This is a genomic window from Nonomuraea sp. NPDC050786 (assembly GCF_040654115.1).
Lineage (GTDB): Bacteria > Actinomycetota > Actinomycetes > Streptosporangiales > Streptosporangiaceae > Nonomuraea.
Genome location: NZ_JBFAHJ010000013.1, coordinates 170183 through 196249, shown reverse-complemented (window position 1 = coordinate 196249; position 26067 = coordinate 170183). Strand labels below are relative to the sequence as shown.

The following is a 26067-nucleotide window of genomic DNA, read 5'->3' as shown; positions in this document are numbered from 1 at the left end:
TGGTGCGCGCGAGCACGCACGGAGCACGCAAGCGCTAGACGAAAATTCTAGAACGCATCCGATCCCGCATAACCGCAGGTCAGACCATCATCAAAGCGCGCCCTGCAGGATTCGAACCTGCGACCGTCGGATTAGAAGTCCGGTGCTCTATCCAGCTGAGCTAAGGGCGCTCCCGCCTTATTGTGCATGATCCGGCGACTTGTCATGCACACGTTTTCCTCGTGTCAGCCTGTCAGCCCGATCACACCCCACATCACCAGCGTCCCCACGACCGTCGCCGTCAGCGTCCAGCCGGTGGCACGTCTGGGTGTGTGGGCCTCTGGGAGGATATCGGAGGTTGCCAGGTAGAGGAGAAAACCGGAGAAAAGCCCAGGTAGGCGCCCAGGAGGCCGTCCGGGATGGTGACGAGGGTGGTCAGGGTGGCGCCGGGCACGGGGGCCAGGGCGTCCAGGAGCAGGAGGGTGAGGGCGCGGTGGCGGGCGTTGCCGTACAGGGAGGTGACCGTGTACGTGTTGAAGCCGTCCGTGAAGTCGTGAGCGATCACTCCTGCCGCCACGGCCACCGCCGGCGAGGTGTCCGTCTGGTACGCGGCGCCGATGGCGGCCCCGTCCAGGAGGCTGTGGACGACGAGGGCCGCGCCGGCGGTGAGGCCGGCTCCCGAACGGGCGTGGCGCCGGTGGGTGGCGTGGTCGGTTTCGTGGGCGTCGTGCATGCCCATCGCGCGTTCGGCGACGTGGAGGGCCAGAAACGCCAGGGCGAAGGTCAGCAGCGGCAGGGATACGCCGTACGCCCGCAGCGTGTCGTGGGCCAGAGCCTCGGGGAGGAGGTCGAAGGCCACCACGCCGAGCATCATCCCGGCGGCGGCGCCGACGAGGAGGTGGCGGCGGTTGCCGACGCGGTCGGCGGCCAGGCCGCCCAGGATGGCCATGAGGAACGCCGCCAGAGCCAGCAGGATCGGCATGGGAGTCAACGTCAGAGGCGCGGGAGTGTGACGGCCGAGCCGTGAAAAGGCCGGGCGGGGACGGGGCAAAAGGGTCTAAGCTCTCGTGGCATGGTCGCGACGCTCCTGCATGAGATTCCCCTGCAGGGCGGCGACGTGACTGACGGGGTGGTGCGGGTCGGTGACACCGTACGGAGACCGGCCAGTACGTCGACGCCCGCTGTGCATGCCCTGCTCAGGCACCTCGAGGCCGCGGGGTTCGAGGGGGCGCCGCGGGTGCTGGGGATGGACGCGCTGGGGCGCGAGATCCTCACCTACGTGCCGGGTACGACGGGGCTGCGGGTCGAGTGCGTGACCGACGAGGCGCTGGCCGGGCTCGCCGTGCTGGTGCGCAAGTTCCATGACGCGACCGCCGGGTTCCCGCTGGCGACCGAAGGATGGGCGTACGGGTCGAATGACGACAAAGCGCCAGAAGTCATAGGACACTGTGATTTAACGCCAGAAAACGTGATATTTCGTGACAACACGCCCCGCGCGCTGATCGACTTCGACCTGGCCCGCCCGACCACCAGGCTCTTCGACGTCGTCACCACGCTCCGCCACTGGGCCCCCATCGCCGACCCCGTCGACCGGCACCCCCTCCTCCGCGACCTCGACGTGGGCGCCCGGCTGCGGCTGTTCTGCGACGCGTACGGCGTGCCGCCCCGCGACCGCCGCCGCCTCCTCGACCTGGCCAGGCTGCGCTTCCACCGTTCCTACACCGTCATGCGCACCCGCGCCTCGACCGGCGGCAACTGGGCGAAGATGTGGGCCGGCGGCGCCGGCGAGCGCATCCGCCGCGCCTCCGCCTGGCTGGACGCGCACGAAGACGCACTCCATGCGCACCTGGTGTGATCCGCTGGGGCTCGCCCTCGGGGTGGCCCTCGACCGGTTGTTCGCCGACCCGCAGAGCCCCGCCCATCCGGTCGCGGTCTTCGGGCGTACCGCCGCGAAGATTGAAAAATCCCTGTACGCGGATAAGAAGGCGTACGGAGTCGTACATGTCGCTATGTGCGTGGGGGGCGTGACCGCGCTCGGTATCGTCGCGCAGCGGATCCCACAGGCGCGTACGGCCGTCACAGCCGTCGCCACGTGGGCCGTGCTCGGCGGCACCACGCTCGCCCGCGAGGGCGAGTACCTGGCCGACGCCCTCGATCGCGGCGATCTGGCGCGGGCCAGGGCGCGCCTCCCCCACCTGTGCGGCCGCGACCCCTCGCACCTCGAGGCTGACGGACTGGCCAGGGCCACGGTCGAGTCGCTGGCCGAGAACACCTCCGACGCCGTCGTGGCCCCGCTCTTCTGGGGCGCGGTGGCGGGGGTGCCGGGGCTGCTGGCGTACCGGGCGATCAACACGCTGGACGCCATGATCGGCCACCGTTCGCCCCGCTACGAGCGGTTCGGCTGGGCGGCGGCGCGGCTGGACGACGTCGCGAACTACGTGCCGGCCAGGGTGACCGCCCTGCTGACGGTCCTGACCGGCCCGAGCCCCGGCCGCGCGCTGGCCGTGCTCAGGAGGGACGGCCACCGGCACCCCAGCCCGAACGCCGGCCGGTGCGAGGCGGCCTTCGCCGGCGCGCTCGGCGTCACCCTCGGCGGCACGAACGTCTATCAGGGCAGGACCGAGCACCGCCCCACCATGGGCGACGGGCCGGAGCCCGGCGTCAAGGACATCCGCCGGGCCGTGCGCCTGACACGTGCGGTGAGCCTGGCCGCTGCGGGAGTGGCCGTACTGACAGCCTGGGCCCTAAAAAATCGGCACAAATAGGCCATTTGGAAGATTGCGGGCCGCGGCGCAATTGCGCGGTAATCAACTGCTATTGAGCGCTTTTCACATGACGCGGTTGAGGTTGAGCACCAGCCAGACGACGAATAGCGCCACCAGGGTGATCCCGATCATCGACTTCGCTGCGCTGTTCGCCACCTCCTTCCTGGCGACCACCTGCTTGGCGCTCTGCTTCCAGACCTGACGCATAATGATCATGTGCTGGAACCGGCGGCCGAGAGCGAACACGGCGAATGCGATGATGATGAATAAGATGATGCGACCGTCTGCAGGTTCCACGGAGACCCCCTGTGGCTCTGAAGGTTACTCACGCCCCCGAAACTTTGAGAACTCACGATACTCGGCCGACAGCGGTTTGTAATCGCAATTAAGGCTCGAGATCGACCACGATCGGCGCGTGATCGGACGGGCCCTTCCCCTTGCGGGCCTCCCGGTCGACGTACGCCGCGCGCACCCGTCCGGCGACGTCCGCGCTCGCGTAGACCAGGTCGATGCGCATCCCCATGTTCTTGTGGAACATCCCGGCCCGGTAGTCCCAGTACGTGAACGGGTGCGGCCCCTTCATCGGCGTCGGCACCACGTCGTGCAGCCCCAGGGCCCGCAGCTCGGCCAGGGCCTGGCGCTCGGCCGGGGTGACATGGGTGGAGCCGGCGAACAGCGCGGGGTCCCACACGTCGGCGTCCGTGGGCGCCACGTTGTAGTCGCCGCACGCCACCAGCGGCATGGTCATCTCATCCGCCAGCGCGTCCCGCAGCGCGGCGAACCAGTCGAGCTTGTACGCGTAGTGCGGCGAGTCCACGGTGCGGCCGTTCGGCGCGTACAGGGACCACACGCGCATGCCGGCGCAGGTCGCGCCGATCGCGCGGGCCTCGGGCATGGCCGCGCCCACCCCGTCGAGCTCCCCGAATCCAGGCTCGCCCGGGAAGCTGAGCGTCACGTCGTCGAGGCCGACCTTGGAGAGCAGGGCGACGCCGTTCCACCGCCCGTCGCCGTGGGCCGCGGCGGCGTAGCCCAGCTCGGCCACCTCCGCCGTGGGGAACGCCTCCGCCGGGCACTTGGTCTCCTGGAGGCAGAGGATGTCCGGCTTCGTCTCGGCCAGCCACTCGAGGAGACGGGGCAGACGGGCTTTCACGGAGTTGACGTTCCACGTTGCGAGCCGCATGTCTCCACCCTGCCACGCCGACGCGCCGCTGAACGTCGTGGCAGGGGAAGCACCCTCATGGAGAAGCGCCGTAAGTCAGGGGCGGCTGCGCTCCACGCCCACCATGATCTCGTTGCTCAGCCTGTGCCCCATGAGCAGCTCGAGGTCGTCGCCGCTCCAGAACTTGCCCGGGTCGTACCAGTTGGGGCGCCGCCCGGCGGGCAGCAGGCCCATGGCCTCGTACGTGACGGCCACCACCTCGGCGCAGTACGCGCTCTCGAGCGTCTCCTCCTTGAGGCGGCGGCGCAGCCGCGGGAGGCGGCCCTTGGCCCAGCGGCCGGCCAGGCGGGCGGTGGAGGGGAACGGGGTGCCGTCGAGCCGGGCCACCGTGCGCAGGGCCGCGTCCTCCATCTCCCGCGTCGCCTCCGGCTCGAGCTGGCGCAGCCAGGCCCGCTGGCCGTAGCGGTCGCCCCACGTGGTCACCGCGTCGCGCAGATCGTGCAGCTGCACCCCGCGCTGGTGGGTGCCCGACCACAGGTCGAGCAGCGACCTGCCGAGCTCGGCGTGCCACATCATCGGCGGCAGGTCCTCGACCACGATGGCCATGCCCACGTGGTTGACCGGGCTGTTGGTCATCGTCTGGATGGCGCGGTCGGGCACCGAACGCCCGCGGAAGATCCACAGATCGCCCGTCCTGGTCACCCTGACGGCCTCATCGAGAGTCAGCACACCGCTAGCCTAGGCAACATGCGCATGCGCTGGTGGAAGATGCTGGGTCTGGCGGGGATCATGGGGGTCGCGGCCACGGGAGTGGTGATCGCGCGCGCCGAGCGCCGCCGCCGCGCCTACACCCCCGAGGAGATCCGGGCGCGCCTGAAAGAGCGCGTCCAAGGAGCAAGTGCAGAGACGGGTCAGCCCGAGGGGCGCAGGTCGTAGACGAAGACCACGTCCGGGTAGGCCGGGTTGTCGTCGTAGCCCTGCACGGCGCCCTGGAAGGACCGCTGGTAGTTGACCACCCACGGGATCGCGGCGGCCGCCCGCAGGTCGAGCACCCGCTTCGTGGCCTGCTCGTACGCCCGCTGCGCCGCCGTCTTGTCGGTCACGGTCAGCTCGGGCACGGTGTCGAGCAGCGCGTCCAGGGTCTGGTCGCGCAGATAGGTCAGGTTGAAGACGGGCGGGTTCGCGCTGTGGAAGACGTTGCCGAACCACGAGTAGCCGTCGGCGTAGTCGGGCCACCAGTACATGACGAAGATGTCCTGGCCGCGCTTCTTGCCCAGCTCCCACTGGGCGGTCCACGGCATGGCCTGGGCGTCGATCGTGACGTTGAGCGGTTTGAGGGCGTACGCGAGCCTGGTGGCGAGCAGGTGCCAGTCCGTGTCGCCCTCCCCGTACGTGAGCTTCAGCCGCAGCGGCCGGCCGCCCGGGCCGTACCCCGCCTTGGCCAGCAGCTGGGCCGCGCCCGCCAGGTCCTGCCGGGGCACGCGCCTCGGCACGTGACCCATCAGCCCCTCAGGGACGATGCCGCTGGCCGGGGAGACGGCGCCCTTCAGGTCCTTGATCAGGCCCTGGTAGTCGACGGCCTTCTGGACCGCGCGGCGCACGCGCACGTCGCGCATCGGCCCGCTCGCGGTGTTGAAGAGCATCATCGCCGTCTGGAACGACGGCCGCTCCGACGTGCGCACGCCCGGCTCTGCGGCGGCCTCGGCGAACAGGCGCGAATTGAGCCGCGGCACGAAGCTCACCTCGCCCCGCTGCAGCAGCCGCCACGCCCGGTCGGGGTCGGGCACGACGCGGAACCTCACCGTGTTGTAGTGCGGCCCCTCCCACCCTCTCCAGTATTTGTCGTACGCGGTGAGTGTGAGCTCGTCCTCCTTGCCCTTCTGCCATTTCGTCACCGTGTACGGCCCCGAGCCGGCGTCCCTGCCGGTCGCGAAGAACGCCCCGAGGTCGGGCGCCGCCTGCGTGTCGTAGATGTAGGCCGCGTACGTGGAGGAGGCCACCAGGTCCAGGGGAACGGGGTACTTCAGCGCGAACGTCACCGTGGTGGGGCCGTCGACCCTGATGGAGGAGACGGCGTCCCAGATGTAGGAGGCGCCCGTCCTGGCCTGCATGGTCCGCTCGATCGACGCCTTGACGGCGGCCGCGTCCAGCTGCCTGCCGGTGTGGAAGGTCACCCCGGGACGGAGGTTGAAGGTCCACGTCCGGCCGTCGGGTGAGGAGCGCCACGACGTGGCCAGGCGGGGGCTGGACTTCTTGGTGACGGGGTTCCAGAAGGTGAGCGTCTCGTAGATGTTCTGGAAGGCGACGACCTCGCTGGAGTAGGACTTGCTCGGGTCCCATTCGGTGACGATGTCCAGGTTCTTGACGTAGACGAACGAGGACACCCCCGCCGGGGCCTGAGGCGGCTCCGGAGGCGTCGAACAGGCCGCGAGGAGCATCAGCGCGGCGGCCGCTGCGAGACGACGGCGCAACGCAACTCCCTCTGTCAGCGATGTACTCGGGAAACCTACTCCAAGATCGATAGGATCCGTGCCCAGGTGTCCAAAAGTCCCGAAAAATTGGGCATTCTGGTGATCGAATTGCTATCCTCGGGGCTTGTCCCGTCCGGGGTTGCCAGCAGGGGACCGACCGGAGTGAGGTGCCATGGGTCGTAGCCGAACGATCCGCATGAAGATCATCGGACTGCTGCTCGTGCCGCTGACCTCCATGGTGGTCCTGTGGGGGGTCATCACCGCCGTCACCGCCACTGAGAGCTTGGAGCTGCGCGAATACAAGACACTCTGGACGAACCTCCGCCTCCCCGCGTACAAACTGATCAGCGAGATTCAGCGTGAGCGTCTTGTCGCGGCCAAGTATCTCCGCCACTCCGAGAGCAAGTCGACCGTGACAGCGCAGCGCACCCGGACCGACGCCGCCAGGGACGAGTTCAGGCAGCGCTCCAGCACATCCAAGGACCGATCGGAAGAGATCCGCACACAAGTGGACGCGGTGAACACGCAGCTCGACAGGCTCGAGGCGATCCGAGGAGAGATCGACACGAGCCTGTCTGACCGTCTGCACACCGTGGAGGCGTACAGCGCGATCATCGACACCCTGTTCGGCCTGCACAAGCGGGTCGAGATGATCGACGACATCCCGATCTACGAGCAGTCGCGCGTGGTCATCGACATGGGGTACGCCAAGGAGCTGCTCACCAGGGAGCAGGCCGTCGCGTTCGGGCCGACGACGCCCGCGGAGCGCAGGCTGTTCACCCAGCTCGCCGGCAACCGGCGCTTCCTGGTCGACCAGTCGCTCAGCGAGCTCGACCCCGTCCTGCGCGACACCCAGGTGGCGCTGATCACCAGCCCCGCCTACCAGCGGATGCGGTTGATGGAGGACCAGATCATCGCCGGGCGGGCGCCGCAGGGCTGGCTCGCCACCACGGAGTCGCTGGCGAAGTCGTTCCAGGACGCGCAGATGCAGGCCAGCACGGTGCTGAACGGGCGGGCGGACCCGATCGCCGACCAGGTGCTGTCCAGGGCGCTCCTGCTGGCGGGCACGGCGCTGGGCCTGGTGATCGTGTCGATCGCGTTCTCACTGCGTATGGGGAACCGGCTCTCCAAGGAGCTGGGCGCGCTGCGCATGGCCGCGCTGGAGGTGGCCCAGGAACGGCTCCCCCGCGTGGTGGCCAAGCTCCGCAAGGGAGAGACGGTCGAGGTGCCGGAGCTCTCCGTGGCGAGCACCACGGTCGAGATCGACGACGTGGGCCAGGCGTTCTCCACCGTCCAGCAGACCGCCGTCGAGGCCGCGGTGGGGCAGGCGCAGCTCAGCGAGGGTGTCGGGCACGTGTTCCGCAACCTGGCCAGGCGCAGCCAGACGCTGCTGCACCGCCAGCGCATCCAGCTGCAGGACATGCAGCACCGCGCCACCGACCCCGACGCGCTGGACGACCTGTTCAAGCTCGACCACCTGACCACCCGCATGCGCCGCCACGCCGAGGGTCTGATCATCCTCTCGGGCGCCACCCCCGGCCGCGGCTGGAGCCGGCCGGTGCCGATGCTCGACGTGGCCCGCGGCGCGTCGGCCGAGGTGGAGGACTACCAGCGGGTCACCGTCGAGCCGATGTCCGGCCAGCGCCTGGCCGGGCCCGTGGTGGGCGACGTGATCCACCTGATCGCCGAGCTCATCGAGAACGCCACCGTCTACTCGCCCGCGCACACGTCGGTCATCGTGCGCGGCGAGGTGGCGGCCCGCGGCTTCGTCTTCGAGGTCGAGGACCGCGGGTTCGGGATGAGCGCAGCGGAGCTGGCCGAGTTCAACGAGCGGCTGGCCAGCCCACCCGAGTTCGACCTGGCCGACAGCGACCGGCTCGGCCTTTTCGTCGTCTCCCGCCTGGCCGCCAGGCATGACATCCGCGTGACGTTGCGCGGTTCACCATATGGAGGGACCACCGCGATCGTGTTGATCCCGGAAGAGCACGTGGCCGAGCCAGAACCGGAGGCCCACGTGAACGAGCCCGCTCGACCCATGCGGGTGGTGCGAAGTGAATGACGAGCGCTGGCTGGACGAGGACGCCGGTCCTATCGTCCCGGCCTACCTGCTTACCCGGGGCCGTACGGTGCCCGCGAGCGAGGCCATCGACCTCATCGCGGTGATCATCACCGCCGGCGGTCTGAGCCTGCCCATGGGCCTGGGCCCCGAGCATCTGATCATCCTGCAGAAGTGCACCAAGCCGACTCGGCTCGTGGACGTCGCGGCCGAGCTGAACCTGCCCATCGGCGTGGTCAGAGTGCTGGTCGGCGACCTGCACGCGCAGCAGCTCGTGCAGGTCGAGCACCCGCCACCCGCCCCCGACGCGAAGGTGCTGCTCGAGGTGATCAGCGGGTTGAAGGCGCTGTGACCGCCCTGCGGTTGAGGCGCCCGTACACGGCCGCGAAGATCGCGGCCACGACGCCTGCCAGGGCGGCCGCCCCGAAGACCCGCTGGTAGCCGCCCACGCCCGGCTGGGCCGCCAGGATGGCGGCGATGGCCGCGCCCGCCGTGCTGCCGCCCACGATGCGCACGAGCGCGTTGACGCCCGCCGCCAGGGCGGTCTTGGCGGGGTCCACGTGCTCGACGGCCATGGTGCCCAGCGCCGCGTAGCCGACGCCCAGCCCGATGCCCATCAGCGAGGTCGCGACGTACAGGTGGGCCGGGCTGCTGTGCTCGGCCACCAGCCAGAGCGCGGCCAGCGCGGTGACCGCCGAACCCACCGCCACCATGGACGAGGCCTGGAAGCGGCGCATGAACCGCCCGGCGAACAGCGAGATCACCAGCATGAAGAGCGTGCTCGGCAGCAGGAGGAAGCCGACCTCCAGGGTGGACGCGCCGAAGCCGTAACCGGTCTTCTCGGGTATCTGGGCGAAGTTGGAGATGCCCGTCATGAGGGTGAAGAACGAGAATCCGAGCAGCATCGAGGCCACCGTCGCCCCGATCGTCCCCCGCTGCGTCAGCATGGCCATCTCCACCAGCGGCTCGGCCACCCTCCGCTCGACCAGCACCCAGACGGCCGCCAGCGCCACCGCGGCGGCGAACAGGCCCAGCACGCCCGGCGAGGTCCAGCCCCACGAGCCGCCCTCGCTGATGGCCAGCAGGAGTGCGACCAGCCAGGCGGTCAGCAGCGCGGCGCCGACCAGGTCGGGCCGGCCCTTGCCGGCCGGAGCGCCGTCCCGTACGAGGAAGGCCACGATCACCGCGGCCACCAGCGAGATGCCACCCGTGATCCAGAACACCAGGTGGAAGTCGCCGGACGCGAGCCCGGCCAGAATCATCCCGCCGCCGCTCCCGAACCCCATCGTCGCGCTGATCACCCCGATGCCGGTCGCGAGCTGCTCCCTGGGCAGCACGTCGCGCGCCACCCCGATGGAGAGCGGCACCAGCGCGGCCACCGCACCCTGCAGCACCCGCGCCACGATCAACCAGGTCAGCGAGGTCGCCAGCGCCGCCATGACCGAGCCGACCACCAGCAGGGCCAGAGCGCCGAGGATCATGGGGCGCCTGCCGTACATGTCGCCGAAGCGCGACAGCAGCGGCGTGGCGACCGCCCCGACCAGGAGGCTCAGGGTGAGCGTCCAGCTCACGGCGGAGATCGAGACATCCAGCTCCCGCTGCAGCACGGGAAGCAACGGCACCACCGCGGTGTTCTGCAGCGCGGCGATGGAGGCCGCGAAGGAGAGCGCGACCACCGCGGGCCACGGGTTCCTGGTGGGCGTCTCGCGCGCGGCGGGCACGACCACTGTCGCCATGTCGGCTCCTTTAGGTAACTTAGGTAAGTAACAAGCGACGATACTACATACGTAAGTTAGGTAAGTAAATCAGGATGGACGAAGATCTCAACAGGACGGTTGTGGCGTTCCGCACACTCGTGAACTCACTCAACCGCGCCAAGACGCACGAGCGGCTGACCGAGGCGGCCGGCGTCCGGCTCGACCGGCCGGACGTGCAGATCCTCGCCCACCTGCTGGACGCGCCCGAGCCGTGCAGGATCGGGGCGATCGCCGAAGGCCTGCGGGTGGAGAGCCCTCACGTGACCAGGCACGTCGCCTCGCTGGAGCAGCGCAAGCTGGTCGAGCGGGTACGCGACCCCAACGACGGCAGGGCGTGGCGCATCGCGCTCACCGAGGAGGGGATCGAGGTCGCGAACAAGTGCCGCAAGGTGACGACCGACTGGTTCGAGGGCGCGCTCGCCGAGTGGTCGACGGCGGATCGAGCGGAGCTGTCCAGGTTGATGGGGAAACTGGCCGACGACCTCACCGCACACCTGCGGGGCGTTATCTAGCCAGTACGTCCTCCGCGCGGTGGCAGGCGACCTGACGGCCTCCTCCGATCTCTCTGAGCGCGGGCGGCTGCTCGCATTCCGGCACGGCCAGCGGGCAGCGCAGCCGGAAGGCGCATCCGGTCCGGGCGGGTACGGCCTCCGTCCTGCCCCTGGCCTCGGGCGGAGCGCCGCCCAGCTTCGGCACGGCGTCGCGCAGCGCACGCGTGTAGGGGTGGGCCGGCTTCGCCAGCAGGTCGCCCGTGGGGCCCGACTCCACCACGCGGCCCGCGAAGAGCACGTGCGAGGCGCGGCAGAGCCGGTCCACGACGGCGAGGTTGTGCGTGATGAGCAGGCGCTCGGTCTCCAGGGAGGCCAGCAGGTCGAGGATCCTGGCCTGGACGGTGACGTCGAGCGCGCTGGTGGGCTCGTCCAGGATGAGCAGGCGTGGGCCGACGGCCAGGGCCCTGGCGATGACCACGCGCTGGCGCTGGCCGCCGGAGAGCTGGTGCGGCCTGCGGGTGGCCACGTCGGGGTCCAGGCCGACCTGTTCGAGCAGCTCCTTCACTCTGGACCGGGCGCTTCTCGGGAGTGCCTCCGCGACGGAGGTGCCGATGCGCATCCTGGGGTCGAGGGCCTCGGCCTGGAAGACGGGCTGGACGTCCTTGCGGAACTTCCGCATGTCCGTCTTTTTCAGGTTTTGGTCGCCGTACCAGATATTTCCGGACATGGGGGTGAGGAGGCCCAGGAACGCGCGCGCCAGGGTGGTCTTGCCCGAGCCGCTCTCCCCTATCAGGCCGACGCCGCCCTCGGTGATGTCCAGGGTCACGTCGTGCACGACCGGCTGGCGGCCGTACCCGAGCGTCACCCGCTCGGCCCTGAGCATGGTCACGGCAGCGCCTCCAGCAGCTCACGCGTGTACGGATGGGACGGCTCGGCCAGCACCTTCGCGGCGGGCCCCGACTCCACCACGGCGCCGTCCTTCATGACCAGCACCCGATCGGCGATCGTGGAGACCAGGGCCAGGTCGTGGGAGACGAGCAGCAGCGCCAGGCCGCGCTCCGCCCGCAGCCTGCGCAGGACGCCGACCACCTCGGCCTGCACGGTCACGTCGAGAGCGCTCGTGGGCTCGTCGGCCAGGATCACCTCGGCGCCGAGGGCGATGGCCAGCGCGATGGCGAAGCGCTGCGCCTGGCCGCCGGAGATCTCGTGGGGGTAGCGGCGCAGGATCTCGCGGTCGAGCATGACCGCCTCCACGGCCTCCCCCATGATCTCGTCCAGGCTCCCCTTTCCACCGTGCGTGACGGCACGTTGTGGAGGGGTGCTGTCCTGGGCGGAGGAAGGGGACCCGTCAGGGGCCGGCCTGGGGACCTTGCCGACGCCGTGGAGCTTGAGTGCGCGGCGCATCAGGACGCCGAGGCGGGTGGTGGGGCTGAGGGCGGCCTGGGGCGTCTGCATGACGAGTGCCACCCTGGCGCCCCGGATCTCGCGGAGCCGGCGCGGCGGGGCCGTCAGGACGTCCACGCCGCACACCCGTACGTGTCCTGAAATTTCGGCATCAGGGGTGAGGCCGAGCAGCGACATCAGCGTGGTCGACTTGCCCGACCCGCTCTCCCCCACGATCGCGACGCACTCCCCCCGCCCCACGTCCAGCTCCGGCACGTCGGCCACGAGCCGCCCGCCGTACCGCACCTGGAGGTCGCGCACCTCGATCATCTGACCGCCCTCGTGCTCATGGTCGCGGCCGCTTCGGCACTCGTTGGCTCCGCTCTCTCCTGCCGAGCTCCTCCGCTCCGGGGATCCAGCGCGTTGCGCAGCCCTTCGCCCAGCACGTTGAACGCGAACGCCGTCACCAGGATCGCGAGCCCGGGGAACGTGACCACCCACCAGTTCGTGGTGAAGAGCGTCTGCCCCTGCTGCACCATCAGCCCCCACTCCGCCGTCGGCTCCTGCGCGCCCAGCCCCAGGTACGACAGCGCCGCCGAGGTCAGGATCACGCCACCCGCGTCCAGGGAGAGCTGGACCAGGACGGGGGTGAGCGAGTTCGGCAGCACGTGCCTGAGCACGATCAGCGGCGCCGGCACGCCGAGGCACCTGGCGGCGTCCACGTAGCCGCGGGTGGCGATCGAGGCGGCCACGGAGGCGGCCAGGCGGGTGTACCAGGGCCACCACGTCACCGCGATGGCCAGGATGACCGTGGTCACGCTGGGCTGGAGCACCACGGCCAGGGCCAGCGAGAGCAGCAGCGCGGGGAAGGCCAGGAAGACGTCCGTGACCCGCATGATGACGTCCCTGATCCAGCCGCCCGCGTACCCGGCGACCACGCCGAGCGTGACGCCGACCGCCGACGACACGGCCAGGACGGCGACGGCGATGAACAGCGAGGTGCGGCCGCCGTACAGGATCCTCGTGAGCACGTCCCTGCCCACCTGATCGGTCCCGAACCAGTGCGCGCCGCTCGGCGGCTGCAGCCCCTCCACCGGGTTGAGCCGGTCCACGGGGTACGGCGCGAGCCACGGCGCGAAGATCGCGGCCAGGAGGACCAGCACGATGAGCACCGCGCCGAGCGCGGCGAACCGGTCGGGGATCCTGGGCAGGGTGCGGCGCAGCGGAGCTTCGGTCATCGGGCCCTCGTTCGCGGGTCGACGAAGCCCTGGAGGACGTCCACGAGCAGGTTGGCCAGCACGTACACCAGGGCCACCAGCAGCGTGACGCCCGCGATGGCCGGGGTGTCCAGCGAGCGGATCGAGTCGGCGGCGTAGCGGCCCAGACCGGGCCAGTTGAAGACGGCCTCGACGAGGAAGCCGTTGACGATCGAGTAGGCGAAGACCAGGGCGATCAGCGACAGGACCGGATTCAACGCGGGTCTCAGGGCGAATCTGGTCAGGATGGACGTCTCCCCGAAGCCGAGCGCGCGCTCCAGCCTGGTGTGGTCCTGGCCGGACTCCTCGATGAGCGCCGCCCTGGTCATCTGGGCGATCACGCCCGTCGGGTACGCGGCCACGACCAGCGCGGGCAGCACCAGGTGCTGGAGCGTGCTGGTGAAGATGGGCCAGTTGCCGGTGATGAGGGCGTCGACGACGGTGATGTTCGTCCAGAGGGTGAGGGGGCTGGTGGTGTCGAGCTTGGAGTCGTACTCGCCCGCGATCGGGAACCAGCCGAGGTTGCTGGCGAAGACCGTCTGCAGGGCGAGGGCCAGCCAGAAGACCGGGACGGAGACGGCCAGCATGCTGCCGAACCGCACCCCCATATCCGGCAATTTCGTCTTGTAGCGGGCGGCGAGCACTCCGACCGGGATGCCCACGACGACCGCGATGAGCAGAGCCGTACCGACCAGCTCCAGAGAAGCGGGAAAAGCCAGGTAGAGGTCGTCACGCACGGGTTGCCTGGTGTGCAGGCTGATGCCCCAGTCGCCCGAGAGCAGGTCGCGTACGTAGTTGAAGAGCTGCACGGGGATCGGGTCGTCGAGCCCGAACTGCCTGCGTGCCGCGGCGAGCTCCTCGGGCGTGGCTTTCGGCCCGGCGAACGCGACCGCCGGGTCCCCCGGCACCAGCCGCATGACGGCGAACGTGAGCACGACCACGCCGGCCACGACCAGGAGGGCCTGGCCGAGCCGGCGGGTCAGGTAACGCAGCATGGGTCAGCTTGCGCGCTTGAGGTCGTAGAAGAAGACGACGTTGGGATAGGCGGGATTGTCCACATATCCCTCGACGTCGGCCGTCAGTGCGCGGGAGTATTTCTGCACGTACGGCACCGCCACCGCCGCCTGCTCCTGGATGATCTTCTTCTGCAAGTCCTGGTACGCCTGGTCGGCCTGGAGCTGGTCGGTCGCCGTGAGCTGCGGCAGCGAGTCGATCTCCTTGTCGATGGCCGGGTCCTTCAGGTACGAGAGGTTGAACTGCGGCTTGTCCGCGCTCTTGAACACGTTGAGGAACCAGGAATAGGCGTCCGGATAGTCCGGATACCAGTACATGACGAAGATGTCCTGGCCCTGCTTCTTGCCCAGGTCCCACTGCGCGGCCCACGACATCGGCTTGGCCTGCAGCGTCACGTTCATGCCCTTGAGCGCCGAGCTGAGCAGCGTGACCAGCAGCTTCTGGTCGTCGTCGCCCTGGGCGTAGGTCAGGGTGAGCTTGAGCTCGGGGTTGTCGGGGCCGTACCCGGCCTCGGCGAGCAGCGCCTGCGCCTTGGCCAGGTCCTGCTTGGGCTCCATGCCGTTGACGTGGCCGAGCAGCCCCTGCGGCACCAGGCCGCTGGCCTTCTGGCCCGAGCCCTTCAGCGCCGCCGTCAGGCCGTCGTAGTCGATCGCGTACTGGAGCGCCTGCCGGACCTTGACGTCCTTCGTCGGCCCCGCGGCCGTGTTGAAGAGCACCAGCAGGTTCTGGAACGACGGCGACGAGGACGTCTTCACGTTCTGGGTCATGCCGGCCTGCTCGAACAGCTGCGGGTTCAGGCGCTGGACGAAGTTCACCTCGCCCTTCTGCAGGAGCTGCCAGGCCGTGGTGATCTCGGGCGTGACGCGGAAGGCGACCTTCTTGTACTGTTCCGGCTTCCAGCCGCCCCAGTAGCCGTCGAACGCCTTCAGCGTGAGCTCGGTCTCCTTGCCCTTCTGCCAGGAGCCGATCGTGTACGGGCCGGTGCCGGCGTCCGACTTGCCGTCCTTGTCCACGGCGTTCACGTCGTAGATGTAGGCGGCGTAGGCGGAGGAGGCGACCAGGTCGAGCGGCGTGGCGTACTTGAGCGTGAACTTCAGCGTGGCCGGGTCCACCGCGTCGATCTTCTTGACCGCGCCCCAGATGTAGGACGCGCCGCCCTTCTTCTCGATCGTCCGCTCGATGGCCTTCTTGGCGGCCTCGGCGTCGAGCGTCGCGCCGGAGTGGAACTTGACGCCCTGGCGCAGCTTGAACGTCCACTCCTTGCCGCCGTCCGCCGAGCTCCACTCGGTGGCCAGACGCGGCTCGGCCTTGCGGGACTCGGAGTTGTACCTGGTCAGGCCCTCGTAGATGTTCTGCATGGCCATGATCTCGTTGGAGTACGAGGTCGCCGGGTCCCAGTCGGTGACCACGTCCAGGTTCGGCACGTAGACGAACGTGCTGTCGTTGGCCTGCGCGGCCGGGGAGGCCGCCGGCTGACTGCTGTCGCTCGCCGCCGGCTTGGGGGTCCCGCCGGCGCCGCGCACCTGGCCGCCCGCGCACGCGGATGCGGTCAAGGCCACGGCACCGGTGACCCCGGCGACGAGCAGACGCTTGTGCCAGCGCATGGTGGGGGGATCCTTTCGATCTTCTACCGGGCGAGGGGTCCGGCTGCTTTGACGTGTACCCGCACGGCGGGCTGGGAGAGGTAGCTCAGCGGCACCTCGAGGAGGTCCACGATCTCTACGCCGGAGGGATCCGCCCCCGCCGCCACGGCCCGCGCCGCCGCCTCCTCCTTGGCCCGTTCGATCGCTGCTGACCGGCTGTCTCCCGCTGGCAAGATCGTATCCACTCTGCCGCTCGCCAGGGCGATGGCGGCGCCCACGGCGTTGGCCACTTCGGCGTGCTCCGGGCGGATGACCCGGCTCGCGCCAGGGATGGCGTCGGGCAGCAGGAAGGCCCCGCCACCCACCGCGACCAGGGGCCGGTCGGTTCTGCCGAGTGCCATCCTGTCCACGGCGTCGATGACCGTCTCGTCCGCGATGGCCACCGCTCTTTCCAGAATGTCTTTCATTCTTTCCGACATGTCGGCTTTGACGGCGGCTTCGAGGCGTTCACGCCACCCGGTCATGCCGCGCGGGCTCCGGCCCGCCGCCACGGCCGCGTCGGTCATCGTCACCGTGGCGCCGCCGAACACGAGCGCCTCCCTGGCGATCCGGTAACCGACCGAGTCGGGGCCGATGCCGCCGTCCCGCACCACCGTCCCGCCGCCGAGCGCGATGGCCAGGATGTCGGGCATGCGGAAGTTGGTCAGCACCCCGCCGATCTCCACCGCCGCCGCCGACTCCCTCGGGAAGCCGCCGGCGAGCACGCCGAGGTCGGTGGACGTACCGCCCACATCCACCACGATCGCGTCCGACACGCCGGACAGGTACGCGGCTCCGCGCAGGGAGTTCGCCGGGCCGGAGCCGATCGTCGAGACCGGCAGTCGCGCGGCGTGCTCGAGCGTCATGAGCGTGCCGTCGTTCTGCGCCAGGTACGGGCGCGCGCTCAGGCCGCGTTCGGCCAGCGCGGTGACCAGGGCCTCGGTCACATGGGCGGCGACGCCGTACAGGGCGGCGTTGAGCACGGTGGCGTTCTCGCGCTCGAGCAGGCCGAGCGAGCCGATCTCGTGGCTCACCGAGACCGGCAGGCCGTACTCGGCCTTGACCAGCTCTTCGACGAGCCGTTCGTGCTCGTCACCGGCCGGGCTGAACACGCTGGTGACGGCCACGGCGTCGGCCTCCACGCCGTCCAGGAAGCGCCGGACCGCGTCGAGCCCCGGCGGGGCGATCTCGCGGCCGTCGACGTAGTGGCCGCCGGGCACGATCGCCTCCCCCGCCGAGACGGCCGCGCGCAGGTCGTCGGGCCAGCCGGAGAGCGGGGGGACGGAGGTGGTGGCGGGCGCGCCGAGCCGCAGCACGGCGACGCGGCCGAGGTTCCTGCGCTCCAGGATCGCGTTGGTGGCGTGCGTGGTGCCGAGCATGACCCGGCCGATCCGCCCCCACCCGCCCTCGAGCTCGCCGAGGACCGCGTCGAGGGCGGCCCGCAGCCCTTCGGTCACGTCCGGGCTGGTCGGGCGCTTGGCCTTGGCGATCACCTGGCCGTCGGCGCCGAGCACCACCGCGTCGGTGTTCGTGCCGCCGACATCGATCCCGATCCTGAGGTCAGCCATGCGCCGTCAGCTCCTCGACGGGAACGTAGTCCAGGTCGTACCCGAAGGCCCGTGGCCCGGCCGTCTCCAGGCCCTTGGGGGTGCGCCAGAGCGGGTCGCACGGCCAGGCGAGCACCGTGACGCGCTGGCCGTACCTGAGGGCCTCGGTCTGGACGGCGCCGGCGGTCTCGGTGTCCACGACGGTGATGAGGTCGGGCACCATGGCCCGCACCCGGCCGTCCTCGAGGGCGACCAGGTTCTCGTTCTGCAGCTCCAGGGTGAGGCGGCGGCCCCGGTCGTCCCCGGTGCCCTCGATCGTGGCCGTCCCCCTGACGAACCCGCCGGTGGTGCGGCGTTCCACGTCCGTGAGCTTGCCGGTGATCAGCCGTACGGCGCCGAGGGTCTCCTGGAGCGCTCGGAGCGGATCCGCCGTCCCCTCCGCGGCCCTGCCGATCTCGATGGCGCGGGTGACCGTACCCTCGATGACCGCGCCCCTGGCCCGCGCGGCGGTGAGCACGTAGTCGGCCATCAGCGCGGACGAGCCCGCGGCCACGCACACGGCGCGGGCGAGCCGCTCCGACCAGAGGCCGTCGACGGGGCGGATGGTCACCACGTTGCCCACGATGTCCGACATGATCACCAGGTCCGCCGGGAGCCCCGCCACGTACATGGAGACCATCTGGACCTCGGGGAACGCCCTGCCCATGCCGTCGGCGTCGAGCAGCGGCAGGCCGAGCTGGGCGGCCCAGGCGACGGGCGCCACGCCGTTCGAGCCGCCGATCTCGGAGGACATGATCGCGCTCGGGGGCCGGCCGAAGAGGCGTTCGACCTCCTCGGCGATGCGTACGGGCTCGTCCGCGCTGTGGATCATCTCGTGGCTGACGGTCGGGGCCCCGATGCCGGACAGCGGCACGACCAACGCGTCCTCGGGCAGGTCGTCCAGCTCGACCAGCGGCACCTCACCGTGCTCGCGGATGGCCCTGATCGCCGCCAGCGATCCCGTACGGACGTCGCCGCCGCCTCCGGTGCCCAGAACGGCGCACCCTCGGGCGAGAGCGGGAATGTCGCTCACATCAACGCTGCTCATATGGCGACACAACCAAGCACATTTCATCTCATATAGCCAGTCCAGGCGAGGTGCTCGTGCCTTTACCTCCGTCCGCGGCCCTTGGTAGACCTGAGATCGGGTAAGGGAGGGCGCATGCGTATTTCGGTGGCCGCCGACAGCAAGGACGGGGTGGCGGAGCGGGTCGTGTCGGAGCTGCGCAGGCGGGGGCACGAGGTGGTGACCCACGGCGCGCTCAGCGACGAGGAGCGCGCCGACTGGGCGTGGGCCTCCGAGCTGGCCGCCCGCGACGTGAGCGAGGGGCGGGCCGACCAGGCGGTGGTCTGCTGCTGGACCGGCACGGGGGCATCGATCGCGGCGAACAAGGTGCCGGGCGTCCGCGCGGCGCTGTGCGTGGACGCCTACACCGCCGACGGGGCCAGGAAGTGGAACGACGCCAACGTGCTGGCGCTCAGCCTCCGGCTCACGTCCGACGTGGTGCTCGACGAGATCCTCAACGCCTGGCTGGACGGGCGGCCCAGCACCGACGCCGCCGACGTGGCGAACGTCTCCCATCTGGAGGAGATCTGACTACGCTATACAAGTATGGACTTACGCTGTACGCACTGCGGTGAAGAGGGGCTGGAGCCCGGGTTCATCATGGACTCCGGCGAGAACTCCCGCGGGTTCGCCAGGTGGGTCGAGGGCGCGCTGGAGCGGGGGATCTTCGGCGGCGCCAAGCTGATGGGCCGGCCGAAGTGGGAGATCGACGCCTACCGCTGCCGCTACTGCCACCACCTGGAGCTTTTCGCCGACCGCCCGTCGTAAGCGGGACCGGCCGCCGCTCGTCAGCGGGACCGGCCGCCCGTCGTGAGCGGGACAGACCACCGCTCGTCAGCGGGACCGGCCGCCGCCCGTTAGCGGGACCGGCCGCTCACCGTGAGCGAGGCCGAACGACCCTCGCGAGTGGGACCGGTCGCGGCGGAGGAGCGGAAATCGTCGGCGCCGCCGTTTAGGGTGCTTGGCATGACCGACGTCCTGCTCCGCGGCGGGCTCCCCTGGGGGCTCGAGGGCCCTGCCGACATCCTCGTCCGCGACGGCCGGATCCACCTCGTCAGCCAGGGCATCGATGCGCCCGGCGCCCTGGTCGTCGACATCGCGGAGCAGCTCGTCCTGCCCGGCCTCGTCGAGGCGCACTGCCACCTCGACAAGACCCTCTTCGGCGGCCCGTGGGTGCCCCACTCGGCCGACGACACGCTGGCCGGGCGCATCGGAAACGACCTCGGCCGCCGCGCGGAGCTGGGCGTGCCGAGCGTCGAGCGGATAGGCGCGCTGCTGGAGCGCATGAGCGCGGCCGGCACATGCCATGTCCGCACCCACACCGACATCGACCCCGTCGTGGGGCTGCGGGGCGTGGAGGCCGTGCTCGAGGCCGCCGCGGGCTCCCCCGTCGACGTGCGCCAGGTGGCGTTCCCGCAGCACGGCGTGCTGGTCAACCCCGGCACGGCCGAGCTGCTCGAAGAGGCACTGAAGAGCGGCGTCGAGGCGGTCGGCGGCCTCGACCCGGCGGGCATCGACCGCGACCCCGTACGCCACCTCGACCTGATCTTCGGACTGGCGGAGCGCTACGGCACCCATCTCGACCTCCACCTGCACGACGGCGGCTCGCTGGGCGGGTGGGAGCTCGAGCTCATCACCGAGCGCACCAGGGCGCTGGGGCTGGGCGGCCGGGTGACCGTCAGCCATGCGTACGCGCTCGGCCAGCTCGACGACGCCTACCAGGATCGGCTGATCCAGGGCTTCGACGAGGCGGGCGTCGCCATCGCGACCGCGGCCGTCTACAGCTTCCCCGTGCCGCCGATCAAGAAGCTGCGGGCCGCCGGCGTCACGGTCGCCTGCGGTCACGACGGCATCCGCGACCTGTGGGGCCCGTACGGCAGCGGCGACATGCTGGAGCGGGCCATGCACGTCGCCTACCGCAGCACGTTCCGGAGGGACGAGGAGATCGAGCTGGCGCTGGAGGCCGCCACCTACGGCGGGGCCCGCGCGCTCGGGCTGGAGTCGTACGGGCTGGCGCCGGGTGACCGGGCCGATCTGGTCGCCGTGCCGTGCGGGGGCGCGGCGGAGGCGGTGGTCGTTCACCCTGCGCGCACTCTGGTCATGAAAGACGGCGTCGTCCTGCACAATTGACCGGCGGGACCATCGAAAGGCAGGCAAGTGCTCTCTATTCACCAGCGGATCGCGGCAGAGCTGGGCGTACGCGACGGCCAGGTGCAGGCGGCCGTCGATCTGCTCGACGGCGGCGCGACCGTGCCGTTCATCGCGCGATACCGCAAAGAGGCCACCGGCGCCCTCGACGACGCGCAGCTGCGCACGCTCGAGGAGCGGCTGCGCTACCTTCGCGAGCTGGAGGAGCGCAGGACGGCGATCCTGGAGTCGATCGAGTCTCAGGGCAAGCTCGACGACGAGCTGCGCGAGCAGATCATGGCGGCGGAGACCAAGGCCAGGCTCGAGGACATCTACCTGCCTTACAAGCCCAAGCGGCGCACCAAGGCGCAGATCGCCCGCGAGCTGGGCCTGGAGCCGCTGGCCGACCAGTTGCTCGCCGATCCCACGCTCGACCCCGCCGCGACGGCCGAGGGCTTCGTCACCGAGGGCGTGGCCGACGCGGGCGCTGCCCTCGAGGGCGCCAGGGCGATCCTGATCGAGCGCTTCGCCGAGGACGCCGACCTGATCGGCGGCCTGCGCGAGCAGCTGTGGAACCGCGGTCGGCTGGTGTCGAAGGTCCGTGAGGGCAAGGAGGAGGCGGGGGCCAAGTTCTCCGACTACTTCGAGTTCGGCGAGCCGTTCACGAAGCTGCCCTCCCACCGGATCCTCGCCATGTTCCGGGGCGAGAAGGAGGAGGTGCTCTCCGTCACGCTGGAGCCCGACGACAGCCCCGACTATGAGCTGCGCATCGCCTCCCGCTTCGGCATCTCCGACCAGGGCAGGCCGGCCGACAAGTGGCTGAACGAGACCGTGCGCTGGGCCTGGCGCACCCGTATCCTCGTGCATCTCGGCATCGACCTGCGGATGCGGCTGTGGCAGGCGGCCGAGGACGAGGCGGTGCGGGTCTTCGCGGCCAACCTGCGCGACCTGCTGCTCGCCGCCCCCGCCGGGAGCCGGGCCACGATGGGTCTCGACCCCGGCCTGCGTACGGGCGTAAAGGTCGCCGTGGTCGACGCCACGGGCAAGGTCGTCGAGACGGCGACCATCTACCCCCACGAACCCAAGCGGCAGTGGGACCAGTCGCTGGCCGTCCTCGGCGCGCTCGCGCAGCGCCACGGGGTCGAGCTGATCGCCATCGGCAACGGCACCGCCTCGCGCGAGACCGACAAGCTGGCCGGCGAGCTGGTCCAGCACATGCCGTCGATCACCAAGATCGTCGTTTCGGAGGCCGGGGCCTCGGTCTACTCGGCCTCGCCGTACGCGTCGCAGGAGCTGCCCGAGCTCGACGTGTCCCTGCGCGGGGCGGTATCGATCGCCCGCAGGCTCCAGGACCCGCTGGCCGAGCTGGTCAAGATCGACCCCAAGTCGATCGGCGTCGGCCAGTACCAGCACGACCTGGCCGAATCCAAGCTCTCCCGCTCGCTCGACGCGGTGGTCGAAGACTGCGTCAACGCCGTCGGGGTCGACGTCAACACCGCGTCCGCGCCCCTGCTCACCCGCGTGTCCGGCATCGGCTCCACGCTGGCCGAGAGCATCGTCCGCCACCGTGACGCCAACGGCCCCTTCCGGACGCGTGCCGCGCTCAAGAGCGTGCCGCGGCTCGGGCCCAAGGCGTTCGAGCAGTGCGCGGGCTTCCTGCGCATCCGGGGCGGCGACGACCCGCTCGACGTGTCCAGCGTCCACCCCGAGGCCTACCCGGTCGTCCGCCGCATCCTCACGGCGGCCAAGACCGACCTCAAGTCCCTGATCGGCAACACGGCGGCGCTGCGGGCCATGAAGCCCGCCGAGTTCACCGACGACACGTTCGGCCTGCCGACGGTCACCGACATCCTGCGGGAGCTGGAGAAGCCCGGCCGCGACCCGCGGCCCGCGTTCAAGACCGCCACCTTTAAGGAGGGGGTCGAGAAGATCTCCGACCTGAGCTCCGGCATGATCCTCGAGGGCGTGGTCACCAACGTCGCCGCCTTCGGCGCGTTCGTGGACATCGGCGTCCACCAGGACGGCCTGGTCCACGTCTCGGCCATGTCCCGAAACTTCGTGAAGGACCCCCGCGACGTGGTCAAGCCCGGCGACATCGTCCGCGTCAAGGTCCTCGACGTCGACATTCCCCGCAAGCGGATCTCCCTGACTCTCCGGCTGGAGGACGAGACGCCGGCTCAGACCTCGGGCGACGGCTCACGCAGGGGCTCGGGGCGCGGGGACGGCGCACGGGGTGACGGACGGGGCAACGGCCAGCGCGACCGCGCCCAGGGCCGCGGCGACGACCAGCGCAACCGAGGCGACGGCGGCCGAGGCGGCGCTGGAGGCCGCGGTGCTGACGGCGGCCGAGGCGGGGACAGCGGCCGAGGCGGGGACAGCGGCCGAGGCGGGGACAGCGGCCGAGGCGGGGACAGCGGCCGAGGCGGGGACAGCGGCCGCAGTGGTGAGGGAGGCCGGGGCGGCGCTGGAGGCCGCGGTGCCGACGGCAGCCGAGGCGGCGACGGGGGCCAGCGCGGGCGCGGAGACGGCCAGCGCGGCGGCCGCCGCCAGGACCGCCCGGCACCCACCGGCGCGATGGCCGAAGCCCTCCGCAAGGCGGGCCTCACAGGCAACGACCGCTAGCTTGCCGGCACCCGTCCACGCCGACCGGCCAGCCGCCGGTCTGCCGCAGACGGGTGCCGGATGAGCCGCCGACGCCCGTCTCGCCCGGCGGTGCGCTGCTTTGCGCGCCCAGCGGGCCGGGGGCGATACGGTCGAGGTGTGAGCAGCACAGCGTTCAGCACGGCGATCGGGCAGGCCCGCGACCTCCTCAGGTGGCGGTCGCCGCTGCGGACCGAGTTGTGGGCTGCGCGGCTCACCGCCGACCTTCAGCCGGACGAAGCGGAGCCCTTCCTGCGGCGGCTGGTCGAGGACGGCAGCGCGGAGGCACGTCTCACCCTCGCGGCCCTCTCCGCGGTCAACGCCTCCGCTGAGGCGAACCCGCCCACCGGCGAGGACGCGAGCCTGTCCGCAGGTGCAGGCACGGGCCCGGCTGCGGGCGGAGCCGTGGATGGTGGGGTGTTCGCGCGTGCCGCGAATGGCGTGATGGAGACGCTGCCCGGGTGGGTACGGCGCATGGGGCGGGTGACGTGCGAGGGAGCCTGGTACGGCAAGGCAGACCCGTACGGCGAGCAGACCCTCGCGGCCCTGTCCTTCCGCTACGAGAACGGCAAGGAGCCGCACCTCCTCGTCGTCGGCATCGACCAGGTGAGCGGCGGGCTGGCCGTTGACGCGGTGGTCGAGGAGGTGAAGTTCCTCGACGACCTGGATCTGCGGGCGGAGGAGCCGGGTGTGGTCGCGGGGCGGGTGCTGGACGCGTTCGAGCTGGGTGACCGGATCATGGGCGCGCTGGTCGCCGAGACGCTGCCCGCCGTCCGGCCGGTCGCGCTCTTGCGGGCTCACGCGGTGCCCGATCTCGTACGGCCGGCGCCCGACGACACGATGAGCCGGTTCCAGGAGCTGCCGGAGCTGCCCGGCGCGCAGGAGGCGTTCGAGAAGCTGGCCGAGTTCGTGGGTGATCGCCCGTTGTGGTGGAGCCCTGCGCGGGTCTCCCAGTTCCTGACGTCGTGGCTGCCCAGGGAGGCCATCCTGTCGGAGGCGGGGATCGCGGCGATGCCGGAGGTGGTGCGGGCCTGGAGCCGGTTCTCCGGAGGCCATGCCGAGGTGCTCGCCCAGGTCGAGACGGACGCACCCCGGCTGCCCGCCCTCATGGCCGACGACTCCCTGGCCGGCCTCGGCAAACGCATCGCCCATGCCCAGCACGACCGCTGACCGATCAAAGGCGCCGCCCTCGCCGGCCGGCGTGCACACGCCTCACCCGGACGCAGCGCCACCGCTGACCGGTCGAAGGCCGCCCCCACCGGCCGGCGCGCACACGCCTCACCCTGGCGCAGCGCGACCGCTGACCACCGGTCAAGGGTTTCCGCGCCGGCCGGTGTGGCGGGTGAGCGCCAGGTAGACGAGGGCCAGGACGGCGAGCCCCGCGGCGGCCGCCAGTGCGAGGGGGACGCCGACGGGGAGGAGCAGCCCGCCGAGCGCCGTACCGAGAGCGATGCCCAGGTAGAGCGCCGAGGCGTTGAGGCCGACGACCACCGCCGTCTCCTGGGGCGCGGCCGAGATCAGCCGCAGTTGCTGGGCCGGGGTCTGGGACCAGGTGCTCGCGCCCCACATCACCATGAGGGGACCGGCCAGCGGCAGCCAGCGGGCCTCCACCGCCCACGCGAACACGGCCAGCGTCACCGCCAGGACCGCGTATCCGACGGCCAGGACGCGGATCGGCCCGTGCCGGTCGGCCGCCGCGCCCGCCACCAGGTTTCCGGCCACGGCGCCGACCCCGTACAGGAACAGCATCCACATCTCCGATGCCCCTGCCGCGCCGAGCGCGTGCAGGAGCGGGACGGCGTACGCGTACAGCCCATAGCCGGCGGCCAGGCCGAGCACGGTCAGCGGGAGCACCGCCACCACGCCAGGGCGGCGCAGGGCGGCGAGCCGGTCACGTAGGGGCACGTGGGGGCTGCCCGGCAGTGCGGGCATGACGGCGTACACGCCTGCGGCGCACACCAGGCACAGGAGCGCGACCAGGGTGAGCGCGGCCCGCCAGTCCAGGAGCCTGTCGGCCAGGTTGCCCAGGGGCACCCCCAGCGCGGTCGCGGCGGTCAGGCCCCCGACCACCACGGCCAGCGCGCGGGCCCGCTGCGCGGGGGCGACCAGAGAGGCGGCGACGGCGCCCGCGTTGGGGGTGAACCCGGCGGCCCCGAACGCGGCCAGCACCCTGGACGCCATCAGCCACCCATAGCTGGGAGACAGCGCCGAGCCCAGGTTGGCCACGGCGAGCACGAGCAGTGCGATCACCAGGAGGGCGCGGCGGGGAACGCGGGCGGCGGCAGTGGCGAGCACAGGGGCGAGAACGGCGTAGGCGATCGCGAAGACGGTCGCGGACTGGCCTGCCGCGCCCTCGGAGACGTGCAGGGATCCGGCCATGGCAGGCAGGAAGCCGGCCACCACGTAGGCGTCGGTGCCGACGGCGAACGTGCCGAGGGCCAGGACGAAGATCGCGCGGAAGGGGCGAGGAGTGGCTTGTTTACCGGAAATCAGGATGTCACGCATCCCGGTTCGTTTCATGATGGTGCGGGCCTCTTGGGAAGGGAAGACTGTGCTGGGCGGGCTGCCGGCACGGACAGAGAAGCTTGGTCAAGCGCCCCGCCGGGCGAGGCGGTGCGGCGTGGTGCGGTGCGGTGCGCTGCGCGGCCAGGCCGGCAGTGGACGCGGGGGCCAGCTGCGGAACGCGCGGGGCCAG

At 71.0% G+C, this 26067-nt stretch carries 25 protein-coding genes and 1 tRNA gene; 11 read left to right on the top strand and 15 right to left on the bottom strand.

Annotation, left to right across the window (positions count from 1 at the left end):
* Window positions 1-96: 96 nt before the first annotated feature.
* Window positions 97-170: transfer RNA gene (locus AB0H84_RS24555), tRNA-Arg, on the bottom strand.
* Between the two features lie 110 nt (window positions 171-280).
* A complete protein-coding gene (locus tag AB0H84_RS24550; protein WP_357608340.1) occupies window positions 281-961 on the bottom strand; it encodes a permease in 681 nt (226 codons plus the stop codon).
* 90 nt (window positions 962-1051) lie between these two features.
* On the opposite strand from AB0H84_RS24550, the gene AB0H84_RS24545 reads away from it, so the two are divergent.
* Both AB0H84_RS24545 and AB0H84_RS24540 read left to right on the top strand, forming a co-directional pair.
* Window positions 1052-1834: a phosphotransferase gene (locus AB0H84_RS24545; protein ID WP_357608337.1), complete on the top strand. Its 783-nt coding sequence runs from the start codon at window positions 1052-1054 to the stop codon at window positions 1832-1834.
* Window positions 1818-2744 carry a cobalamin biosynthesis protein gene (locus AB0H84_RS24540; RefSeq protein ID WP_357608334.1) on the top strand — a complete coding sequence of 309 codons (927 nt, stop codon included), beginning with the start codon at window positions 1818-1820 and terminating at the stop codon, window positions 2742-2744. Before AB0H84_RS24545 ends, AB0H84_RS24540 begins: the two co-directional genes overlap by 17 nt.
* A 63-nt stretch (window positions 2745-2807) precedes the next feature.
* Here the strand turns inward: AB0H84_RS24540 and AB0H84_RS24535 are convergent, their stop codons facing one another.
* From AB0H84_RS24535 to AB0H84_RS24525, 3 genes are all read right to left on the bottom strand, one after another.
* Entirely contained in the window at window positions 2808-3041 is a 234-nt protein-coding gene (locus tag AB0H84_RS24535; protein WP_357608331.1) for a hypothetical protein, read from the bottom strand.
* An 88-nt stretch (window positions 3042-3129) separates the two neighbouring features.
* Complete coding sequence (locus tag AB0H84_RS24530) at window positions 3130-3924, bottom strand: exodeoxyribonuclease III (RefSeq protein WP_357608329.1); 795 nt, start codon at window positions 3922-3924, stop codon at window positions 3130-3132.
* A 75-nt stretch (window positions 3925-3999) separates the two neighbouring features.
* On the bottom strand, window positions 4000-4629 hold the full coding sequence (locus AB0H84_RS24525) for a hypothetical protein (RefSeq protein WP_357608438.1): 630 nt from the start codon (window positions 4627-4629) through the stop codon (window positions 4000-4002).
* Window positions 4630-4650: 21 nt separating this feature from the next.
* On the opposite strand from AB0H84_RS24525, the gene AB0H84_RS24520 reads away from it, so the two are divergent.
* Window positions 4651-4839, top strand: coding sequence for a hypothetical protein (locus tag AB0H84_RS24520; protein WP_357608445.1), 189 nt, complete (start codon window positions 4651-4653; stop codon window positions 4837-4839).
* On the opposite strand, the gene AB0H84_RS24515 is transcribed toward AB0H84_RS24520, so the two are convergent.
* The gene (locus AB0H84_RS24515) at window positions 4815-6374 is read right to left on the bottom strand and encodes an ABC transporter substrate-binding protein (protein WP_357608326.1); all 1560 of its coding nucleotides are present in this window, start codon (window positions 6372-6374) and stop codon (window positions 4815-4817) included. The genes AB0H84_RS24520 and AB0H84_RS24515 overlap by 25 nt on opposite strands.
* A 196-nt stretch (window positions 6375-6570) precedes the next feature.
* Here AB0H84_RS24515 and AB0H84_RS24510 point away from each other — a divergent pair, with 196 nt between their 5' ends.
* A complete protein-coding gene (locus AB0H84_RS24510) occupies window positions 6571-8433 on the top strand; it encodes a nitrate- and nitrite sensing domain-containing protein (RefSeq protein WP_357608323.1) in 1863 nt (620 codons plus the stop codon).
* Window positions 8426-8782: a DUF742 domain-containing protein gene (locus AB0H84_RS24505; RefSeq protein ID WP_357608320.1), complete on the top strand. Its 357-nt coding sequence runs from the start codon at window positions 8426-8428 to the stop codon at window positions 8780-8782. The genes AB0H84_RS24510 and AB0H84_RS24505 overlap by 8 nt, the downstream gene beginning before the upstream one ends.
* Here AB0H84_RS24505 and AB0H84_RS24500 read toward each other — a convergent pair.
* Window positions 8760-10166 carry an MFS transporter gene (locus tag AB0H84_RS24500; RefSeq protein WP_357608317.1) on the bottom strand — a complete coding sequence of 469 codons (1407 nt, stop codon included), beginning with the start codon at window positions 10164-10166 and terminating at the stop codon, window positions 8760-8762. The two genes, AB0H84_RS24505 and AB0H84_RS24500, sit on opposite strands and share 23 nt — an antisense overlap.
* A 74-nt stretch (window positions 10167-10240) precedes the next feature.
* On the opposite strand from AB0H84_RS24500, the gene AB0H84_RS24495 reads away from it, so the two are divergent.
* Complete coding sequence (locus AB0H84_RS24495) at window positions 10241-10699, top strand: MarR family transcriptional regulator (RefSeq protein WP_357608314.1); 459 nt, start codon at window positions 10241-10243, stop codon at window positions 10697-10699.
* Here the strand turns inward: AB0H84_RS24495 and AB0H84_RS24490 are convergent.
* From AB0H84_RS24490 to AB0H84_RS24460, 7 genes are read right to left on the bottom strand one after another with little or no spacing between them, the layout of a single operon-like run.
* Window positions 10692-11561, bottom strand: a complete 870-nt coding sequence (locus AB0H84_RS24490; protein WP_357608435.1) for an ABC transporter ATP-binding protein — start codon at window positions 11559-11561, stop codon at window positions 10692-10694. The two genes, AB0H84_RS24495 and AB0H84_RS24490, sit on opposite strands and share 8 nt — an antisense overlap.
* Before the next feature lie 2 nt (window positions 11562-11563).
* Window positions 11564-12391, bottom strand: a complete 828-nt coding sequence (locus tag AB0H84_RS24485; protein ID WP_357608312.1) for an ABC transporter ATP-binding protein — start codon at window positions 12389-12391, stop codon at window positions 11564-11566.
* Window positions 12388-13299: an ABC transporter permease gene (locus AB0H84_RS24480; RefSeq protein ID WP_357608309.1), complete on the bottom strand. Its 912-nt coding sequence runs from the start codon at window positions 13297-13299 to the stop codon at window positions 12388-12390. The genes AB0H84_RS24485 and AB0H84_RS24480 overlap by 4 nt, the downstream gene beginning before the upstream one ends.
* Window positions 13296-14312 carry an ABC transporter permease gene (locus tag AB0H84_RS24475; RefSeq protein ID WP_357608306.1) on the bottom strand — a complete coding sequence of 339 codons (1017 nt, stop codon included), beginning with the start codon at window positions 14310-14312 and terminating at the stop codon, window positions 13296-13298. Before AB0H84_RS24475 ends, AB0H84_RS24480 begins: the two co-directional genes overlap by 4 nt.
* Before the next feature lie 3 nt (window positions 14313-14315).
* Window positions 14316-15935, bottom strand: coding sequence for an ABC transporter substrate-binding protein (locus AB0H84_RS24470; RefSeq protein ID WP_357608304.1), 1620 nt, complete (start codon window positions 15933-15935; stop codon window positions 14316-14318).
* A 23-nt stretch (window positions 15936-15958) separates the two neighbouring features.
* On the bottom strand, window positions 15959-17521 hold the full coding sequence (locus AB0H84_RS24465; protein WP_357608301.1) for a hydantoinase/oxoprolinase family protein: 1563 nt from the start codon (window positions 17519-17521) through the stop codon (window positions 15959-15961).
* Window positions 17514-18587, bottom strand: coding sequence for a DUF917 domain-containing protein (locus AB0H84_RS24460; RefSeq protein ID WP_357608298.1), 1074 nt, complete (start codon window positions 18585-18587; stop codon window positions 17514-17516). Before AB0H84_RS24460 ends, AB0H84_RS24465 begins: the two co-directional genes overlap by 8 nt.
* A gap of 114 nt (window positions 18588-18701) precedes the next feature.
* Here AB0H84_RS24460 and AB0H84_RS24455 point away from each other — a divergent pair, with 114 nt between their 5' ends.
* The 5 genes from AB0H84_RS24455 to AB0H84_RS24435 all read left to right on the top strand — a co-directional run bounded on the left by AB0H84_RS24455 (window position 18702) and on the right by AB0H84_RS24435 (window position 24542).
* A complete protein-coding gene (locus AB0H84_RS24455) occupies window positions 18702-19136 on the top strand; it encodes an RpiB/LacA/LacB family sugar-phosphate isomerase (RefSeq protein ID WP_357608295.1) in 435 nt (144 codons plus the stop codon).
* A gap of 15 nt (window positions 19137-19151) precedes the next feature.
* Entirely contained in the window at window positions 19152-19373 is a 222-nt protein-coding gene (locus AB0H84_RS24450; RefSeq protein WP_357608292.1) for a hypothetical protein, read from the top strand.
* A 198-nt stretch (window positions 19374-19571) separates the two neighbouring features.
* On the top strand, window positions 19572-20735 hold the full coding sequence (locus AB0H84_RS24445) for an amidohydrolase (protein ID WP_357608289.1): 1164 nt from the start codon (window positions 19572-19574) through the stop codon (window positions 20733-20735).
* Between the two features lie 27 nt (window positions 20736-20762).
* The gene (locus AB0H84_RS24440) at window positions 20763-23354 is read left to right on the top strand and encodes a Tex family protein (RefSeq protein ID WP_357608286.1); all 2592 of its coding nucleotides are present in this window, start codon (window positions 20763-20765) and stop codon (window positions 23352-23354) included.
* A 138-nt stretch (window positions 23355-23492) separates the two neighbouring features.
* Complete coding sequence (locus AB0H84_RS24435) at window positions 23493-24542, top strand: hypothetical protein (RefSeq protein ID WP_357608284.1); 1050 nt, start codon at window positions 23493-23495, stop codon at window positions 24540-24542.
* 141 nt (window positions 24543-24683) lie between these two features.
* Here AB0H84_RS24435 and AB0H84_RS24430 read toward each other — a convergent pair whose 3' ends face one another.
* Window positions 24684-25877, bottom strand: coding sequence for an MFS transporter (locus AB0H84_RS24430; protein ID WP_357608282.1), 1194 nt, complete (start codon window positions 25875-25877; stop codon window positions 24684-24686).
* Window positions 25878-26067 lie beyond the last annotated feature (190 nt).